The 16,211-nt window shown below is 68.9% G+C and carries 20 protein-coding genes and 1 pseudogene; 9 read left to right on the top strand and 12 right to left on the bottom strand.

Annotation, left to right across the window (positions count from 1 at the left end; translation table 11 throughout):
* The 3 genes and pseudogenes from ITP53_RS45455 to ITP53_RS45445 form a co-directional block, all read right to left on the bottom strand.
* Window positions 1-279, bottom strand: a pseudogene (locus ITP53_RS45455) (alpha/beta hydrolase); the annotation flags it as partial.
* Between the two features lie 315 nt (window positions 280-594).
* Window positions 595-1,428 (bottom strand): alpha/beta fold hydrolase, encoded by an 834-nt coding sequence (locus tag ITP53_RS45450; RefSeq protein ID WP_195901690.1) that lies wholly within the window; start codon window positions 1,426-1,428, stop codon window positions 595-597.
* A gap of 82 nt (window positions 1,429-1,510) precedes the next feature.
* Entirely contained in the window at window positions 1,511-2,683 is a 1,173-nt protein-coding gene (locus ITP53_RS45445) for an MFS transporter (RefSeq protein ID WP_195901689.1), read from the bottom strand.
* Here ITP53_RS45445 and ITP53_RS61515 point away from each other — a divergent pair.
* Window positions 2,608-3,039: a TetR-like C-terminal domain-containing protein gene (locus tag ITP53_RS61515; RefSeq protein WP_407941391.1), complete on the top strand. Its 432-nt coding sequence runs from the start codon at window positions 2,608-2,610 to the stop codon at window positions 3,037-3,039. The two genes, ITP53_RS45445 and ITP53_RS61515, sit on opposite strands and share 76 nt — an antisense overlap.
* A 50-nt stretch (window positions 3,040-3,089) precedes the next feature.
* Here ITP53_RS61515 and ITP53_RS59800 read toward each other — a convergent pair whose 3' ends face one another.
* The 5 genes from ITP53_RS59800 to ITP53_RS60730 all read right to left on the bottom strand — a co-directional run bounded on the left by ITP53_RS59800 (window position 3,090) and on the right by ITP53_RS60730 (window position 7,336).
* Window positions 3,090-3,212, bottom strand: coding sequence for a hypothetical protein (locus ITP53_RS59800; protein ID WP_268961406.1), 123 nt, complete (start codon window positions 3,210-3,212; stop codon window positions 3,090-3,092).
* 109 nt (window positions 3,213-3,321) lie between these two features.
* Window positions 3,322-4,788: an aldehyde dehydrogenase family protein gene (locus ITP53_RS45435; protein ID WP_195901688.1), complete on the bottom strand. Its 1,467-nt coding sequence runs from the start codon at window positions 4,786-4,788 to the stop codon at window positions 3,322-3,324.
* A gap of 174 nt (window positions 4,789-4,962) precedes the next feature.
* Window positions 4,963-6,243, bottom strand: coding sequence for an NADH-quinone oxidoreductase subunit NuoH (nuoH, locus tag ITP53_RS45430; RefSeq protein WP_195901687.1), 1,281 nt, complete (start codon window positions 6,241-6,243; stop codon window positions 4,963-4,965).
* Between the two features lie 52 nt (window positions 6,244-6,295).
* Window positions 6,296-7,096, bottom strand: a complete 801-nt coding sequence (locus ITP53_RS45425; RefSeq protein ID WP_236051921.1) for a helix-turn-helix transcriptional regulator — start codon at window positions 7,094-7,096, stop codon at window positions 6,296-6,298.
* A 90-nt stretch (window positions 7,097-7,186) separates the two neighbouring features.
* Window positions 7,187-7,336, bottom strand: coding sequence for a penicillin acylase family protein (locus ITP53_RS60730; RefSeq protein ID WP_328817888.1), 150 nt, complete (start codon window positions 7,334-7,336; stop codon window positions 7,187-7,189).
* Window positions 7,337-7,492: 156 nt separating this feature from the next.
* Between ITP53_RS60730 and ITP53_RS45415 the strand changes: the two genes are divergently transcribed.
* On the top strand, window positions 7,493-7,933 hold the full coding sequence (locus tag ITP53_RS45415) for an HAD-IC family P-type ATPase (protein ID WP_195901685.1): 441 nt from the start codon (window positions 7,493-7,495) through the stop codon (window positions 7,931-7,933).
* A 77-nt stretch (window positions 7,934-8,010) separates the two neighbouring features.
* Here the strand turns inward: ITP53_RS45415 and ITP53_RS45410 are convergent, their stop codons facing one another.
* Window positions 8,011-9,054 (bottom strand): hypothetical protein, encoded by a 1,044-nt coding sequence (locus ITP53_RS45410; protein ID WP_195901684.1) that lies wholly within the window; start codon window positions 9,052-9,054, stop codon window positions 8,011-8,013.
* Between the two features lie 244 nt (window positions 9,055-9,298).
* Here ITP53_RS45410 and ITP53_RS45405 point away from each other — a divergent pair, with 244 nt between their 5' ends.
* Entirely contained in the window at window positions 9,299-10,042 is a 744-nt protein-coding gene (locus tag ITP53_RS45405) for an aminoglycoside N(3)-acetyltransferase (protein WP_328817886.1), read from the top strand.
* A gap of 23 nt (window positions 10,043-10,065) precedes the next feature.
* Here the strand turns inward: ITP53_RS45405 and ITP53_RS45400 are convergent, their stop codons facing one another.
* The gene (locus ITP53_RS45400) at window positions 10,066-10,677 is read right to left on the bottom strand and encodes a TetR family transcriptional regulator (protein ID WP_195901682.1); all 612 of its coding nucleotides are present in this window, start codon (window positions 10,675-10,677) and stop codon (window positions 10,066-10,068) included.
* A gap of 99 nt (window positions 10,678-10,776) precedes the next feature.
* Between ITP53_RS45400 and ITP53_RS45395 the strand changes: the two genes are divergently transcribed.
* The 3 genes from ITP53_RS45395 to mltG all read left to right on the top strand — a co-directional run bounded on the left by ITP53_RS45395 (window position 10,777) and on the right by mltG (window position 13,140).
* A complete protein-coding gene (locus ITP53_RS45395) occupies window positions 10,777-11,607 on the top strand; it encodes an SDR family NAD(P)-dependent oxidoreductase (protein ID WP_195901681.1) in 831 nt (276 codons plus the stop codon).
* A gap of 121 nt (window positions 11,608-11,728) precedes the next feature.
* Window positions 11,729-12,241: a SigE family RNA polymerase sigma factor gene (locus tag ITP53_RS45390; RefSeq protein WP_195901680.1), complete on the top strand. Its 513-nt coding sequence runs from the start codon at window positions 11,729-11,731 to the stop codon at window positions 12,239-12,241.
* Window positions 12,238-13,140 carry an endolytic transglycosylase MltG gene (mltG, locus tag ITP53_RS45385; protein ID WP_195901679.1) on the top strand — a complete coding sequence of 301 codons (903 nt, stop codon included), beginning with the start codon at window positions 12,238-12,240 and terminating at the stop codon, window positions 13,138-13,140. The genes ITP53_RS45390 and mltG overlap by 4 nt, the downstream gene beginning before the upstream one ends.
* Window positions 13,141-13,293: 153 nt before the next feature.
* Here mltG and ITP53_RS60725 read toward each other — a convergent pair whose 3' ends face one another.
* The gene (locus tag ITP53_RS60725) at window positions 13,294-13,563 is read right to left on the bottom strand and encodes a LysR family transcriptional regulator (RefSeq protein ID WP_195901678.1); all 270 of its coding nucleotides are present in this window, start codon (window positions 13,561-13,563) and stop codon (window positions 13,294-13,296) included.
* Window positions 13,564-13,633: 70 nt separating this feature from the next.
* Here ITP53_RS60725 and ITP53_RS45375 point away from each other — a divergent pair, with 70 nt between their 5' ends.
* Complete coding sequence (locus ITP53_RS45375; RefSeq protein ID WP_195901677.1) at window positions 13,634-13,789, top strand: ester cyclase; 156 nt, start codon at window positions 13,634-13,636, stop codon at window positions 13,787-13,789.
* A gap of 57 nt (window positions 13,790-13,846) precedes the next feature.
* Here the strand turns inward: ITP53_RS45375 and ITP53_RS45370 are convergent, their stop codons facing one another.
* On the bottom strand, window positions 13,847-14,221 hold the full coding sequence (locus ITP53_RS45370) for a nitroreductase family deazaflavin-dependent oxidoreductase (RefSeq protein WP_195901676.1): 375 nt from the start codon (window positions 14,219-14,221) through the stop codon (window positions 13,847-13,849).
* Between the two features lie 170 nt (window positions 14,222-14,391).
* Here ITP53_RS45370 and ITP53_RS45365 point away from each other — a divergent pair, with 170 nt between their 5' ends.
* On the top strand, window positions 14,392-15,006 hold the full coding sequence (locus tag ITP53_RS45365) for a TetR/AcrR family transcriptional regulator (RefSeq protein WP_195901675.1): 615 nt from the start codon (window positions 14,392-14,394) through the stop codon (window positions 15,004-15,006).
* An 84-nt stretch (window positions 15,007-15,090) separates the two neighbouring features.
* Window positions 15,091-16,074, top strand: coding sequence for a hypothetical protein (locus ITP53_RS45360; RefSeq protein WP_195901674.1), 984 nt, complete (start codon window positions 15,091-15,093; stop codon window positions 16,072-16,074).
* Window positions 16,075-16,211: the final 137 nt, after the last annotated feature.

Raw genomic sequence — 16,211 nt, 5'->3', positions numbered from 1 at the left:
GCCTCCGTGCATCAACATGATGACCGGCTCGCCCTTGGACGGGCTGCCCGAACAGGACACGTTCACCGACCGGCCCGCAACCTTGATCTTCTTCGTTCCGGAGATCAGGTCGGCATCGGCCTTCCGCATGGTGGAGGCGAAGGGGTCCCAGTCCGCCGCCTTGGTGGTCGCGAAGGGGTCCCACTCCGCCGCCGAGGCGCCCTGGGCGCCGGCGATTCCCGCACCGACGACGGTGCAGCACAGTGCGGCCAGAGCGGATGCCTTGATCTTGCGGAGCATGATGTCCTCCCGTTAGAGAATGGGCGCCGAGCTGATTCACGCGGTGGTGTGGCGGGAAGCGGCCGAACCGCTTCGTGCCATGCCGAAACGCTATGGAATCGACGGCCCAGGAGTCGTCACCGCACGGTGGGCACTCGCCGGTAGCTCGTACGGGGGACAAGCGCGCCGCGGCGCCCGGCAGATCGCCTCGGCCATCGCGGCTACGCCCCGAACCTCACGGCGACTCACCCACGCCGTGATCCGCCGCCCCTGGCAACGACGCATCGTGGAGGACCTGCGTGGCGGGTACGCACACCGACTCCTCGCGGCCACCCGTTAGACCTCGCAGCCATCGCGGTGATCAGGGCGCCGCTCGGTTCCCACGCCGGCCAGGAGCTTGGCCGTGCCTTCGGGCGCCTCCACCGGAAAGTGGTGGCTGCCCAGGTCGACGGGCACGATGTCGAGGCGGTCCCCGTAGCGGTCGATCGCTTCTCGCGTCACCAGGTCACGTATCGCGAACACGGTGATCGGCTGCTTCGTCTCGCGCAGCGCCGCGTCCATGTCCCAGCGCACCAGGCCCTCAATGGAACGCAGACCCCCGGGCTGCCGCACAGCGACCATCTTCTCGAAGTACGCATCCTTGAGAGCCGTGTCGGTCCCTGCCGGCGAACCTCCCTCAACGAGGCCCCGCACCCCTGCGGCGAAGTCCGCACGGAACAGGTGCAGCATCGCCTCGGTCTGTTCTTCGCTCAGCGCCGGGAACAGGGACAGATAATGCAGCGCGTCGAGTGCGACCACATGCGAGACCGTGTCAGGGAGCAGTCGGCCGACTTCGACGGCGACCGCCCCGCCGAGGGAGTGCCCGGCCACGACCGCCGCGTCCACCGACTCGGCTTCCAGTACTGCCGCCACGTCGCGAGCGAACTCTTCCATGGTCCAGACGTCCCGCGTCGACCGCGACTCGCCATGCTCGGCGAGGTCGATCGCGAGGACACGATAGTCCTCGGGCAGATGGTCGATCACCGCGTCGAAGTCGCCGCGGTTGCACGCCCAGCCGTGGATGAGCGCCAGGGTCGGCCCTCCGGCCGGGCCGCTGGCCGTGTACCGGATCGTCGTGTGGTCCGATCGCTGAACCTCGAGGTTCTTCCTGGTCCTGCTTGCAGTCGTCACGGTGTCTCCCTATTCCGCATTCTGAAAGGCTGTATCAGTTGGTGGGTGTTGAAAGCCGGATCCTGCGCCGCCGGCCGGCGCCTCAGCTGCACGGGGCCATGACGGCGCGGCGCTGCGCCCGTACCTGGATCAGGCGCAGGACGAAGGCGGAGAAAGTGATCAGCACGATCGCCAGCGCGTAGATCTCGGTGGCGGTCCGCAGCCCCAGGGCGGTGACGGCGATTCCTCCGAGTACGGCGGGCACGCTGTTTCCCAGATAGTTGATGATGTTCGCCAGGGCGAAGACCGCGCTGCGCTCGTGCGGCCTGGCGATCCGGGCGAAGGTGCCGAACGTCGCCAGCACCGACGCGCCGAAGCCGATTCCCGCAACGACGGTGCCGACAGCGGAAAGCCAGACGAGATCCTCCACCGTCCCGGCAAGCGATATCAGGGTGCCGAGCCCGAGCATCGCGGACGAGGGGGCCAGCAGCGAGGACGCTGGACGGGAACGGAGCAGGAAGATCGCGAGCGCTCCGGTGCCCGCCAGGAGCGTCACGACGACGCCGCCGATGAGATGGTTGTGCAGCCCCAGCGACTCGGCCGCGACGGACGGGCCGAGCGAGAGGTACATCCCGGCCAGGGCCCAGGTGGCGATCATCGCCGGCACCACCGGGACGATGTCCGCGCGCAGGTGCGCGGGCATCGCGACACGCGGGCGCAGGGAGGCGACGGCCCCCGGCCGGCGGAGCGACGTCTCCGGCATGAGGGCGACGACCACCGCCGCCAGCACCATCGCGCCGAGCAGCACCGCGTAGACCAGCCGGGTCGGGGCGGGGCCGAACTCCACCAGCACACCACTGCCGAGAGCACCGAGCGCGAGCCCGGTCAGGGGAGCCACCGAGGTGACGACGCCTGCCCGCCCGCGGGCGTGCGACGGCTCGAGATCGACGAGAGCGGCGCTCAGGGTGGTCGTCGCCGCCCCGGTCGCGATGCCCTGCAGCACCCGGGCGACGGACAGTACGAGCACGTCCCCGGCGACGTAGAACAGGACGAGCGCGACCATCTCCAGTCCGATCGCCGCGGCGAGCACCGGCCGGCGGCCGAGATGGTCCGACAGCGCTCCGACGACGAGCAACGAGCCCAGCAGGCCGAACACGTAGAGGGCGAAGACGACGGTCAGCACCCACGCCGTGAACTGCCATTGCTGCTGGTAGACCACGTAGAGCGGGGACGGCGCGCTGGAAGCGGCCAGGAAGAGGACGAGGATGGCTGCCACGTAGGGGAAGGCACCCTTTCTGGCGACATAGTGGTGCCGGACACCGGAAGCCTCCGGGGGACCTGGAACGCTATGCGTCCGACCTCGCCAAGGACCTCAGTGACCCGGACACCCTCGCCCTGGTACGCGCCATCGTCGGCACAGGCGGAGAAGGCGCCGGCGTATGCCGCGGGGAACGCCAGCAACAGCTCGAAGCCATACTCGAACGGGAACAGGCCCGGGGCAATCAGACCCCGACCGTCGAACGCGCCGCGGACGCCTTGCTCGCCCCCCTCTACTACCGGGCCGTCTTCACCGATCAGGCCCTCACCCCCGAATGGACACGCACCCTCGTGTCACACCTGCTGCCGGACTGACAACCACAGTGACCTGAGGCGCCGTCATCCCAACACGCACTTGGCGCCCGTCACCCGGCGGTACGTTCCGGCGGCGCGGCATTGTCCACCCGCACCTGCGCTGGGCTCGGGTCGCCGCACGCGGCGGGGAACACCATGGCCATCGCCACCGCGATCATCGTGCGCCACCTCACCAGATCATCATGCGATACAGGACTCCCTCTGGGGAGGGCTTCAAAAGCTGTTCCCGGCCCCGCTCGGAGGCCGGGAACTGGGGCGTGTTGGTCGCGCTGGGCCGGAGTTTTATGCCAGTTGCGGGGCAGCAGTCGCGTACGTCTTGATGTTCTGGAATTCGGTGATGCCCCAGGGGCCGCCGAGGAGGCCGTACCCGCTCTGCTTGAAGCCGCCTTGCTCGAAGTGTTCGGAGAGCACGCCCCAGGTGTTGACCCAGATCCCACCGAAGCGGAGGTCGCGTCCCACCCTGCGGGCCCGGATGTCGCTGCGGGTGAACACCGACGCGGCCAGGCCGAACTCCGTGGCGTTCGCCCGGCGAACCGCGTCGGCCTCATCGTCGAAGACCTCGAAGGTCTGGACCGGACCGAACACCTCCTGCTGCACCAAGGGGACGTCGAGCCGTTCCACCTCAATCAGCGAAGGGCGGTAGAACGCGCCGCCTGCCATCTCGGGGTCGGTTACGGCCCCGCCCCTGACGATGACCTTGGCGTAGGAGGCGGCCTCCTCGACGATGCGGTCGACCCTCGCGACGCCGGCCTTGTCGATCAGCGGCCCCATCTGACTGGAAGGATCCTCCGCAGGTCCGACCTTGACCGCCTCCAGCCCGGCAGCCAGCCGAGTACGCAGCTCATCCGCGATGCCGCGCTGAGCGAGCACACGTGAGCCGGTGCAGCAGAACTGCCCGTTCATCGCGATGCAGCTCATCACCAGCTGCGGGACCACGACGTCCAGGTCGGCGTCGTCGAAGACGATCAGCGGGGCCTTGCCGCCCAGTTCGAGGTTGGCACGCTTGAGCGTCGGCGCGGCCGCGGCGGCGATGACGCGTCCGACGTGGGTGCTGCCGGTGTAACTGAGCACGTCGACGTCCGGTGACTCGACCAGGAGCGGTGCCACCTCGTTGCCTGCTTCGGTGAGGATATTGACGACACCCGCGGGGAGGGACTCCGTGGCGGCGACGGCCTCGGCGAAGAGCGCGTTGGTCAGCCCGGTCTGCCCGGGCATCTTCACCACCGTCGTGCAGCCGGCGCCGATCGCCGGCCCGAGGGCGCGGACCAGCAGGATCACCGGGGAGTTCCACGGTGCGATGATGCCGGCGACCCCCATCGCCTCGGGCGTCGAGTGGAAGTAGACACCCGGCTGGGGCTCGGCGGCCCGGCCGGCGATCTGGGTGAGCGCGGAGGCGGCGCTGTGGCGCAGCCAGTCGACGGAGAGCGACACCTCCCAGGTCGTCTGTGCGAGCAGCTTGCCGTTCTCCTGGGCCAGGGTCCGGCCCATGTCAGGGACGCGTTCGGCGAGCCGGTCGGCCAGTTCGTTGAGTGCTCGGGCTCGCAACGCCGCGTTTCTGGACCAGTCGGTGGTGTCGAAGGCGGTGCGTGCGGCGGCGATCGCGGCCTCTGCCTCGGCGCGGCCCGCTGAGACATAGGTGCCGACGACGTCGCCGGTAGAGGGGTTGATGGACTCGTGTACGGAGCCGGCGTCACTCCACTTTCCGTTGATCAGATTGCGGGCGAGTACGGAGAGGGTGGTGGTCGACATGGTCGTCCTTCCGGTGAAAACTGACCTGCTCTGCCTTGGTGCTTCCACTGTCGATCGGCGCCAGGGCCTCAGCCAGTGCAACCTGCGACGGTAGGACTCGCGGTACCTACCTTCACGCGGGCCGGGCGGCGATACCGAAAGGCGACCAGCCGGGTACGGCACCGCGTCGCGCGCTCACGGCCGGGAAACGCCGTGGTAGTGCGGCAGGTCGAGCGGTGGCACGGGGAAGCCGCCCGCCGCCGGCTCGCGGGACAGTTCCTCGAACTCGGCCTCCACCTGTGCCTTCCTGGCCTCCTTGCGCCGCTGGTTCACGGTGTCGAACCGCATCCAGACGGCCAGCGCGCCGACCACGATGACCACGCCGAGCCCGATGCCCAGCGTCTTGTCGCCGTCGTTCACCACCACGTTGTGCACCGCGGCGACCAGCAGGATCCAGGCCAGGTTGAGCGGGATCAGCACCTTCCAGCCCAGCGACATCAGCTGGTCGTAGCGCACGCGCGGCAGCGAGGCCCGTACCCAGACGACGAAGCAGAAGGTCAGCGTGAACTTGATGAAGAACCACAACACCGGCCACCAGCCCTGGTTGGCGCCCTCCCACATCGAGATCGGGAACGGCGCCCGCCAGCCGCCCAGAAACAGCGTGACGGCGATGCCGGAGGCGGTGAAGGTGTGCAGGTACTCGCCCATCATGATCAGGGCGAACTTCAGCGACGAGGAGTATTCGGTCTGGAAGCCGCCGACCAGCTCGCCCTCGCCCTCGGGCAGGTCGAACGGGATGCGCGCGGCCTCGCCGAACATGCAGATCACGTAGACCACGAACGACGGGATCAGCAGCACCGCGAACCAGGTCTGCTCCTGCGCCTTGACGATCTCGGACGTCGACAGCGTCCCGGCGAACAGGAAGACGGCCACGAACGACAGACCCATGGCGATCTCGTACGACACCACCTGCGCCGCCGAACGCAGGCCGCCGAGCAGCGCGTACGGAGAGCGCGACGACCAGCCGGCCAGCACCACGCCGTAGACCGACACGGCGCCCATGGCGAGCATGAACAGCACCGCCACCGGCAGGTCCACCAGCTGCAGCGGCGTCGCCGCGCCGAACAGGTTCACGACCGGCCCGAACGGCACGATCGAGAAGGCCAGGAACGCCGGCACCACCAGGATGACCGGCGCCAGCAGGTAGAGCACCCGGTCCACCGTGCGCGGGAAGATGTCCTCCTTCAAGCCCATCTTGATCGCGTCGGCGACCGACTGCAGGATGCCGAAAGCGCCGGCCCGGTTGGGTCCATGGCGGTGCTGCATCCGCGAGATCAGCTTGCGCTCGAACCAGACCCCGAAGACGACTCCCAGCGCCAGAAAGAGGAACAGCATCACCGCCTTGACGATGGTGATCCACAGCGGGTCCTTGCCGAAGTCGGCGAGGGTCGGATCGGCCGCGAGAACGCCTGCCATGACGTGTTGCCCCTTCCTCTCCCCCGGCACTCGTCCGGAGCGGAAGGTCACGCTAGCCGCTGAGCCGATCGGTGTATTGAACGAATGCGAACAGCTGCTTCGGTGTCATCTGCGCCATCGCCCGGATCTCGCGGGTGAGGTGCGGCTGGTCGGCGTAACCGCAGGCGACGGCCTCGTACAGCGTGGCCGAGGGCCGTCTCCACGTGTCCACGGTCCGCTGGAATCGGGCGATCCTGGCCACCGTCTTGGGCGACAAGCCCACGACCCGGCGGAATCCGAGCTCGACATAACGACGGCTGACGCCCAGCTCACCGGCGAGGGACCCGATGGTGGGCGGGCCGGCCGGCTCCTGCAGCCGCCGCCAGGCGTGCATGATCAGGTCGTTGGGGCCGGCGTCGGGGCGCAGCCACGCCGTCAGCCGCTCCTCCAGCAGGCTGAAGCGGTCCGCCCAGCTCGCCGGCGCGATCAGCCGGCCGGTCAGCTCTGCGGCACGCGTGCCGAGGAGGTCTTCCAGCTGCGCGGTCGTGCCGGTCACCTCGCGTATGGGCGTCCCCGTCAGCGCCGACATCCCGGCGGGGGTGAGCCCGACCGCCACCCCGTGACGCCACGGCGTGTGGACCGAGAACGTCGCGGTGGCGCGGGGACCGGTGAGGATCGGGACCATGCCGGTGAAGTCGATGATCAGGGTGGCCGCGTTGAGCGGCAGCATCCGGCTGGGGTGGGCGGGCTCTCCCGCCCGGGTGTGAAAACCGGCCCACCCCAGCACGTACGGACGCAGGTGCGGCGGTGAGAGGCAGGTGATCATCTGGTATGGCTCCGCCTGTGGCTGCGTGGGCAGCGAATGAATCGCCATCACACCGGCAAGCCTGCCCTAGTCTCACCGCCGCCCGTCCGCCTGACGCTCGGCAACGCGCTCACCGGGGACTGCCGGTGAGCGCGTTCGCTACCGCAACAACGTCGTCGCCGGCCGCGGATACGCTTTGATCTCGGCCTCGGTGAACCGCTCCGTCACCCACTGGCCCCGCGAGAACAGCTCGGTCTGGTCCGCGTGATGCGGCGAGGCCGAGTTGGCCGACAGCGAGTACGTCAGCACGGTGCGGGTGCGCGGCCCGGCCGGCTCACCACCTTGCTCGTCCCCGCCTGAGGCCGGCTCAGAACGCCGGCACGAACTCGTCCTGCGCGCCCGTCGGCGCAGAGGAGTGACAACCGGTGTCGCGGCGGCAAGGCTGCCCAGCCTCCTGTTAGCGTCATGGAGTGGCACGCAGGCCCGACCACGACCCTGCTGCCCGAGGACAAGGTGACCGCGGTGCGCGAACTGCAGGCACGGGGTGCCCGGGTGGCGCTGGTCGGGGACGGCGTCAACGACGCCCCCGCGCTGGCCACGGCGCACGTCGGCATCGCGATGGGCCGCGCAGGATCCGATCTGGCCCTCGACACCGCCGACGCCGTCATCACCCGGGACGAGCTGGCCACCGTACCCGCCGTGATCGCCCTGGCCCAGCGGGCCCGCCGTCTGGTGGTGGCCAACCTCGTCATCGCCGTACTGGTGGCCTGGGACCTGTTCGGCGACCTGCCGCTGCCGCTCGGCGTGGCCGGCCACGAGGGCTCCACCGTCATCGTCGGGCTCAACGGTCTGCGCCTGCTGCGCAGCGCCGCCTGGCGGCGCGCCCTCCACCGTGATCAGCTCTAGTCGAGGTGACGGCCGAGCACGCGCGTGACTACGGGGCCGGCGGCCAGAGCGGAGTGCGGGTCCTCCAGCCCTGAGGATTACGGACTGGGCGCTGTGTTGGGATTCTCGTAGGCGCCGACGATTTGGCCGCGGTCGTTGATGCCGACCGCCAGGGTCCTGGGCGCGCCCGGGAATCTGATCGGCGTGACGCGGCCGCCGACGCCGTTGCGAAGCAGGAAGCCGCGGGCTCCGGACAGGGTGGCGGCGTCGGTGAGGGTGCTGCCCACGATCTGGCCGTGGTCGTTGATGCCGTAGGGGATGGTGATCGGGACGCCGGGGAGGTCGATGGTGGTGTATCGGCCCTTGTCCCAGAGGAAGCCGTGGATCGAGGCCCCACCGGGGTCCTCGCCGTAGATGCCGACGATTTGGCCGCGGTCGTTGATGTCGATGGGCTCGGTGTAGGTGGCGCCGGGGACATCGATGGTGGTGAACCGCCCCTTGCCCCAGAGGAAGCCGTGAGGATTGTCGCCGGCGTCGATGTAGACGCCCACCACCTGCCGGCGGTCGTTGATGCCGGACGCCTCGGTCTGCACTGCGCCGGGGACGTCGATCCTGGTGACCTTGCCGCGATCGAGCAGGAACCCGTGCGCCTTCGCGTTGGGGTCGCTGAGGAACGGGACGGTCCGGCTGTAGGCGCCCGCGATCACGCCGCGATCGTTGATCTTGACGACCTCGGTCGCCGTGGCGCCGGCGAGGTCGATCTTGGTGATCTTACCGTGCCTGTCGCGCAGGAAACCGGACTCTTTGCCGGGTCCGAGGTACTCACCGGTGATCTGGCCGCGGTTGTTCACGCCTGCGGGCAGGAGGTTCACGCCGGTCTCCGGCGGGTCGAACGCGGTGTAGCGACCCCGGTCCAGCAGGAACCCGGGCATCGGGGAGCGCGGACCGGCTGCGGGGCGGACGCTGGGCATGAGGCTGGGGGTGCTGCCGGCGCCGAGCAGGGTCGGCCCCGCAACTGAAGCCCCCATGGGAGTCGTCGCCGAGGCTCCGACTGTGGTCACCGTGAGGGCCGTGAACACGACCGTGCCGGTGACGGCCAAGCGGATGCGACGGCGAACCTTGCGGCGCGCTGTTGCGGCCATGCGGGTTTCCCTCCTGTGCGGGTCTGTTCCCTGGTATTCGCACCATCGGCGCCCACGGATCAGTCCCCGCAACGAACGGCCTGATCAAGTGCCCGGAAGGTCCCGACTGCCTGGCGTCCCAGACCTGCCCTTCGAAGGACCCTCGGGCCCTGTTGGCCCCCAGGGCCCCAGTACACTCCGCCGGATGGATCAACCCTCGCCCCACATTGTCCGGTCACTTACGGGCGACCTGCGTGCGCTCGGTGTGACCACCGGCGATGTCATGCTGCTGCACTCCTCGATGAAAAGCCTCGGCTTCGTCGCCGGCGGCGCCCAGGCAGTCGTGCAGGCGCTGCTGGATGCACTCGGCACCGAGGGCACTCTCGTCGTACCGACCCACACCCCCTCGAACACCGATCCCGCCGACTGGCGGCGTCCGCCCGTTCCCGAGGCATGGTGGCCGGTGATCCGCGAGCAGGCACCCGGCTTCGATCCGTCACGCACGCCGAGCCAACATATGGGCATCATCGCCGAGGTGGCCCGCACGTGGCCCGGCGCCCTGCGCAGCACTCACCCACAGGTCTCCTTCGCCGCGCTCGGCAAGCACGCCGACGACATCGTGGCCGAGCACCGGCTTGACGACGCACTGGGCGAGCGCTCACCCCTCGGCGCGGTCTACCGGCTGGACGGGAAAGTTCTGCTGCTGGGATGCGGGCACCATTCGAACACGTCGATGCATCTGGCCGAGTGGCGGCAGGCGTCGCCGCCGCGCTCCCGTACCGGCTCGGCGATCCGGCAACCCGACGGCCGGAGTCAGTGGACCACCTGGGACGACGTGGTACCCGACTCGGACGACTTCGAGCGACTCGGCGCCGATTACGAGGCCACGGGCGCAGTGACGATCGGCCAGGTCGGCGACGCGACCGCGCGCCTGATGGCCCAGCGTCCCCTGGTCGACTTCGCAACCACCTGGTTGGCCACCCACCGATTCGGCGCCGCCCACGCATAACCCCGATCGCCACCGGGCGTGTGTCAGGTGCGAGGGCCGACCGTCGCCATGGCCCGGTCGATGGCGTCGGCGAAGGAGCCCTTCGCTCCGGAGGCCAGCCAGGAGTGCTGCGCGGCCACGAGGCATCCGAACGCCGCAGCGGTCAGGGCGCGAGGCGTCGGATCGTCGGCCGCGTAGGGCGCGCCGACCGCCTCGGCACGTTCGAGCAACTCGGTGACGACGGCGTCCTGCATGTGCTGCAGCTTCTGAAGGTAACCGGCGAGCAGCGCGGGGGTCTCGAAGACCATCCGATGAATCGGCTCCACCATCTCCTCGTGGCCCGGCGTTTCCGCGAGGGCTACCAGCACGTCGAACACGCGGTGCAGCGACGTCCAGACCGGCTCGTCGGCGGGGCGTGCGCGCAGGGCGGCGAGCATCTCGTCCACGACGAGGTCGAATTTGCCGAGGACGATTTCTTCCTTCGTGGCGAAGTAGCGGAAGACGCTGCGCTGGGACATGCCGACGGCCGCCGCGATGTCGTCGATGGTCGTGGCCTCGAAGCCGCGCTCGACGAACAGCACTTTGGCCGCCTCGGCGATCTCCTTCTGTACCGCTCGGCGGGTGCGCTCCCTGAGACCGGGATGTTTCTCGCTCATGATGCGCCGATTCTAGCAGTCACCGCCGTCTGTGACAGTTACTGACAGATTAGGCGTACGCTGTCATCATCCGGGTCGCTCCAGCTCCAGAGGGAAGACATGAACCAGCCCAAGACCATCGTCATCACCGGCGCCAGCGACGGCATCGGCGCCGCGGCGGCCCGCCGGCTCCACCGGGACGGCCATCGCGTCGCCATCGTCGGCCGCTCCCCGCAGAAGACCCAGGCGGTCGCCCGTGAGATCGGCGCGGACCACCACCTCGCCGACTTCACCCGCCTGGACGATGTCCGCAAGCTCGCCGCCGAGTTGAACGCCGCGTACCCGCGTATCGACGTGCTCGCCAACAACGCCGGCGGCGTCTTCGGCGACCGCACCAAGACCGTCGACGGCTTCGAGAAGACCTTCCAGATCAACCACCTGGCGCCGTTCCTGCTCACCCAACTGCTGATGGACACGCTCATCTCCGGCGAAGCGACAGTGATCCAGACGTCGAGTGTCGGCTCACACATGAGGAACGCCAAGGTCGTCCTCGACGACCTCGACCACGACAGGGACTTCACCGCGGTGCGCGCCTACAACACCGCCAAACTCGAGAACATCCTGTTCACGAAGGAACTGCACCGCCGCTACCACACGCAGGGCATCTCCACGGCCGCCTTCCACCCGGGCAACGTCGCGACGAACTTCGCGGTCGAGTCCGACAGCTTCCTGAAGTACATCACCGGCACCCGCCTCGGCCGGACCATTCTGATCACCCCGGACAAGGGTGCCGAGCCGCTCGTCTGGCTCGCCCAGGGCCGGCCCGGCGTCGACTGGATCTCCGGCACGTACTACGAGAAGCGCAAGCCGGCCAAGCGCAACAATCCGCAGGCCCTCGACGCCGACCTGGCCCGCGAACTGTGGGACCGCTCCGAAGCACTGCTGAGGTGAGCGCGCGTCCGACCGATTCCAGTGGAGACCGGGGGGTGACGTCCGACGCCAGGTTTCCATGAACCGGCATAGTTCCGCGCCGCAGCCGCGTCCTTGGTGGGTGACATCGTGAGGAGGACGGGTGGATCCAGGCTTTGAGGCGAACTTCCGGCAGCTCGTCATCGACAGGTCGAGCGCGCTGTTCCGCACCGCGTACCTACTGACCGGTGACCGGCACGCCGCCGAGGACCTGGTGCAGTCGGCCCTGGCGAAGACGGCCACGCGATGGCGCGGCCTGCGGGACCCGGCGGCCATCGAGGGCTACGTCCGCCGCACCATGTATCACGAACAGGTGAGCCGGTGGCGTCGTCGTTCCCGGATCGTCGAGGTGACCACCGCCATGCAGCCCGACCGGCCGGACGACGGGCACGCCGACGCCGCGGACCTGCGTGTGACGATGCGTGCGGCGCTGGCCAGGCTGACCCGCCGGCAGCGGACCATGCTCGTGCTGCGCTACTTCGAGGACATGTCGGAGACCGAGATCGCGCGCCTGCTGGGCGTGCGGGTGGGCTCGGTCCGCAGCCAGATCTACCGCTCGCTGGAGCGGTTGAAGAAGTCCGCCCCCGAACTGAGCGCTGTGAGGGAGTTCAGATGAGCGTCGAAGACCTGCTGCGCGAGACCCTCGCCGACATGGCGCACGAGGAGCCGCCGCCGCACCCGGATCGTTTCCTGCGGCCGCTCCGCATCCGCCGCGCCCACCGGCGGGGCGCCACCCTGGCGGCCGCGGCCGCCGTCGTCGCCCTGGCCATGGGCGCCACGATCGCAGTCCAGACCCTCTCGGAGACGAGCCGTCCTGTCGCGCCCACGGCCGTGCGCCCGGAACCGGTGAGGAGCAAGGTGACCGTGAAGGAGGGGCTGCGCCTGACCGACCTCCTGGACCGGCTCGCCCGCCTGACCGGCAAGCCCGTGGAGTCCTTCGCGAAGGCCGCCGAGGACGGTCGGACACCGGGCCTGCCCACCTACGCCAAGGGCAGGCTGGAGGGGTTCGCCTACCCGGGCACGTACGAGTACACCGCCTCCTCCACCCCCGCCGAGATCCTCGCCGCGATGGTGGCCCGTTTCGGCGAATCGGCCGCGGAGCTCGGCCTGGACGCGGAGCCCGCCCCCTTGGACGTCGTCATCATCGCCAGCCTCGTCCAGGCGGAGGCGCCCAGCGAGGCCGACATGCCCAAGGTTGCCCGTGTCATCCGCAACCGCCTGGCCCGCGACATGAAGCTGCAACTGGACAGCCCGCTCCTCTATGGACTCGGCACGTACGGCACCACCGCCCGTCTGAAGGACCTCAAGTCCCGGACGCCGTACAACACCTACCGCTACCGCGGCCTTCCTCCTGGTCCCATCTCCAACCCCGGCGAGGCCGCGCTCAAGGCGGCCCTCCACCCGGCCCCGGGGCCCTGGCTGTATTACGTGGCCACCGACCCGAAGCGCGGCACTCTGGAGTACGCCACTTCCGAGGCGGAATTCGCCGCCCTCCTCGAACGTGCCGCTGACTGACGTGCCGCGGCGGCGCCGGCGCGTCGTCCTCAGGTCGTTGGACGGCTGGTTGGGCGCATCGCGGCGATCTCGGCCGCGGTGCGGATGAACACGGCGAGCGCGTGGTCACGGCTTCGAGCAGGCCGGCGTCGCCGCCCGGCTTCGTCACCACCGTCAGCCGCGACCGCCCGGCGTACTGAGCCAAACGCTCGGCCGTGCCAGTGAGGTGAGCGCCTTACGGCCCTCGCGCAGCAGAACCTCACCCGCACGAGTGAGTGAGACATGGCGGGTGCCGCGCTCCAGCAGCCGGACACCGAGCCGGCGTTCCAGCCGTTGGATCGCTCGGGACAGCGGGGGTTGAGCGATACCGAGCCGGGCGGCGGCCCGGCTGAAGTTCTGCTCCTCGGCGACCGCGACGAAGTAGGCCAGCTCACGCGATTCCATACCTTCAGGGTATAGATGGGTGCTCCGATCGGTCTTGGTGACGTCAGCGGGCGACTGGTGGACTGGAGCCATGACAGACACGGTTGAGTTCGACGTTCCCCCATCGGGCAACCAGATCGAGTTCCGGGTGATGGACCTGGTCCGCTACCGGGACGGGCAGATGGTCGAACACTGGGCCGTCGCCGACGCGATGAGCCTGTTGCGGCAGACCGGTGCGCTCGCGTGAGCCAGGGGCGCTCTTCCGCGAACGAGCCGAGCAGGGGTCCGCGCCGGACGTCGATCGTCAGCCTGTGACCAGGTCCATACGGAGGAACTCGGTGATGCGGAGCAGCCTGGGTGGGCGTGCCACCTCGTCGGGGAGGGCCTGGAACGCCTCGTCCTCTCCGACGAGGCGTGGGGCGGCGAGTTCCACCTCCCTCCCGTCGACCCGGAGCCGCGCACCGTCGGCCGTCAGGACGTTCTGCGCCCAGTCCGAGCGCGATCCGTACACCAGGACGAACAGGTAGCCGCCGTCGACGGGATACGCATCGAGCGGCGTGTGGTACGTCGCGCCTGAGATGCGACCGACGTGAGTCAGCACAGGCCACTTCCCGCCCGCGATCGCGCGAGGGTTGAACACCCTCTTGTTCACGTGCCCCCACCATCTCGGCATCGGCATCGGGATCTCCTTCTCTCGCCCCGCAGGTCAGACTGATGCCGGCCCGAAAGGACTTACACCAGTAAGGTGGCTTACGTGTGTAAGATTGGCTTACGGTTGTAAGGTTGTCAACCAGCCCACACCCCGGAGCCGTCGTGTCACCACCATCACAACCACTCAGCAGAGGTCTCGTGCTGGAAGCCGCGATCCAGGTCGCGGATCGCGGCGGCGTAGAGGCGATCACGATGCGACGGGTGGCCCAGGAACTGGGCGTGGAGGCGATGTCGCTCTACCACCACGTACCGAACAAGGACGCGATCCTCGACGGCGTGGTCGACATGGTGTTCGCGGCGATCAAGCTACCCCCTGCCCAGTGCGACGATTGGCGCGACGCGATCCGTGCGCGCGCTTCCTCCGCGCGTGAGGTCCTGTCGCGGCACAGCTGGGCTCTCGGCCTCATGGACTCCCGTCGCACCCCGGGGCCGGCGACGCTACGCCACCACGACGCCGTCCTCGGCGTCCTACGGAAGGCGGGGTTCACGCTGCCGATGGCCGCGCACGCCGTCTCGCTCATCGACAGCTACATCGGCGGGTACGTCCTCCAGGAGGCGAACCTGCCGGTGACGACGCCGCACGATGTCGAGGAAGTGGCCGGTGGCATCCTCGAGCACCTGCCGGCGGACGAGTTGCCGTACCTCACAGAGATGATCGTCGACCACGCCCTGCGGCCGGGCTACGACCACACGAGCGAGTTCGGCTACGGCCTGGACCTGATTCTGGATGCGCTCGAAGCCCGCCGGAGGTAGAGCCTCTGTATCAGCGGCCACCGTTCCCGTCTCTCCATACCCGGAGATCGCGCAGGGCGGTTTCCGCGACGGCAGGGAGAGAACATGTTTTCGGCGATCGAGTACGCGAAGCGCTACGAGGACGCGCCCCAGGAGCAGGCGATCAACCAGTTGCAGAATCTCGTGGACGCCTCCGGGCTGGGCCAGGATGGGACGTTCGTCGTGGCGCTGCTGAACGGTATCTCGTCAGCCGAGACCCCTCTCGGTGCCGTTCTGAGGGAGATACGCAAGGCGCTCGCGGAGGCCGCGGCGATCCGGGGGCTGGGCCAGCCGTGGAAGGGCACGTTCGACGCCTATGTCGCGAGCCTGGGCGAGGACGACTCGTACGACACCGCCACGTTCTACATGGGGTGCATGGGGAACGGGCTCTCGCTCGACCACGAGGAGACGGTGGCGGGACAGCCCCTCGTCATGGCCACGCCCCTCGTCCTCGTCCGGCAGCCGGTCATCGAGGAGCGCGCGAAGCTGTCCGGCATACTGGGCGACTACTACTACGAAACGGAGGGGATCGAGATCGGCATGGGCCTGTTCGAGGTCATCGCCGGGCTGCGGGCGCAGAAAACCTACAAGGGCTCACTCAAGCTGGGCATCCTGCAGTACGCCTCGAGCGACCGGGTCGCCAGGTACGACGGGGTGACGGTCAGCAACACGTTCACCAACGCCTTGGACACCGGTGAGCGGCCCTGGTACAAGGGCGTGTCCACAAAGGTCCTCGCCGGTGAGCCGGCGGCCGTGGCACCCAACGACGCGCCGCGATGGGGCCTTCCGAAGCTGTGGGCCGATGGGCAGAAGCTGGCCGGCATCGCCATCAAGGACACCTTCGTGACCCATGTCGTCGTGGAGGTCGCGCCGAATACGTTCAGCAAGCTCTTCACCTGCGAATGGGCCTTCACCGTCGACTACGACGCCACGAAGCCCGACGCGGCCACAGCGGCCTACGAGGTGACGGGCCAGCGCTTCGAGAGCGGCGAGATCGTCCTGACCGGCAATGAGCCACTGGCGGGCAAGCCGGAAAAGGTCACAAAGTAGCACGAGCGGCGGTAAGCATTCACCCCCAGCGCATGTCGAGTTCTGGTGATCGCGCTGTGTGATCGTCTGGAGGCGTGCGTGAGTACGGTGGCTCCGTAGCGTCAGGCTGTAGCCGGGTCGGGTGGCATCCAGAGCTT

It is taken from the genome of Nonomuraea cypriaca (genome assembly GCF_015645445.1).
GTDB lineage: Bacteria > Actinomycetota > Actinomycetes > Streptosporangiales > Streptosporangiaceae > Nonomuraea > Nonomuraea cypriaca.
Note: the sequence above shows the minus strand (reverse complement) of the source record. Positions and strands in the feature narration are given on the sequence as shown.

Excerpts from the sequence above, each read along its gene's own strand:
- ITP53_RS45370 (WP_195901676.1), bottom strand. The coding sequence starts at position 14,221 with ATGCCGATGCCGAGATGGTGGGGGCACGTGAACAAGAGGGTGTTCAAC.
- ITP53_RS45425 (WP_236051921.1), bottom strand. The coding sequence starts at position 7,096 with ATGGCGATTCATTCGCTGCCCACGCAGCCACAGGCGGAGCCATACCAG.
- ITP53_RS45395 (WP_195901681.1), top strand. The coding sequence starts at position 10,777 with ATGAACCAGCCCAAGACCATCGTCATCACCGGCGCCAGCGACGGCATC.
- ITP53_RS45375 (WP_195901677.1), top strand. The coding sequence starts at position 13,634 with ATGACAGACACGGTTGAGTTCGACGTTCCCCCATCGGGCAACCAGATC.
- ITP53_RS45410 (WP_195901684.1), bottom strand. The coding sequence starts at position 9,054 with ATGGCCGCAACAGCGCGCCGCAAGGTTCGCCGTCGCATCCGCTTGGCC.
- ITP53_RS60725 (WP_195901678.1), bottom strand. The coding sequence starts at position 13,563 with ATGGAATCGCGTGAGCTGGCCTACTTCGTCGCGGTCGCCGAGGAGCAG.
- ITP53_RS45435 (WP_195901688.1), bottom strand. The coding sequence starts at position 4,788 with ATGTCGACCACCACCCTCTCCGTACTCGCCCGCAATCTGATCAACGGA.
- ITP53_RS45415 (WP_195901685.1), top strand. The coding sequence starts at position 7,493 with ATGGAGTGGCACGCAGGCCCGACCACGACCCTGCTGCCCGAGGACAAG.
- nuoH (WP_195901687.1), bottom strand. The coding sequence starts at position 6,243 with ATGGCAGGCGTTCTCGCGGCCGATCCGACCCTCGCCGACTTCGGCAAG.
- ITP53_RS45360 (WP_195901674.1), top strand. The coding sequence starts at position 15,091 with ATGTTTTCGGCGATCGAGTACGCGAAGCGCTACGAGGACGCGCCCCAG.
- ITP53_RS45400 (WP_195901682.1), bottom strand. The coding sequence starts at position 10,677 with ATGAGCGAGAAACATCCCGGTCTCAGGGAGCGCACCCGCCGAGCGGTA.
- mltG (WP_195901679.1), top strand. The coding sequence starts at position 12,238 with ATGAGCGTCGAAGACCTGCTGCGCGAGACCCTCGCCGACATGGCGCAC.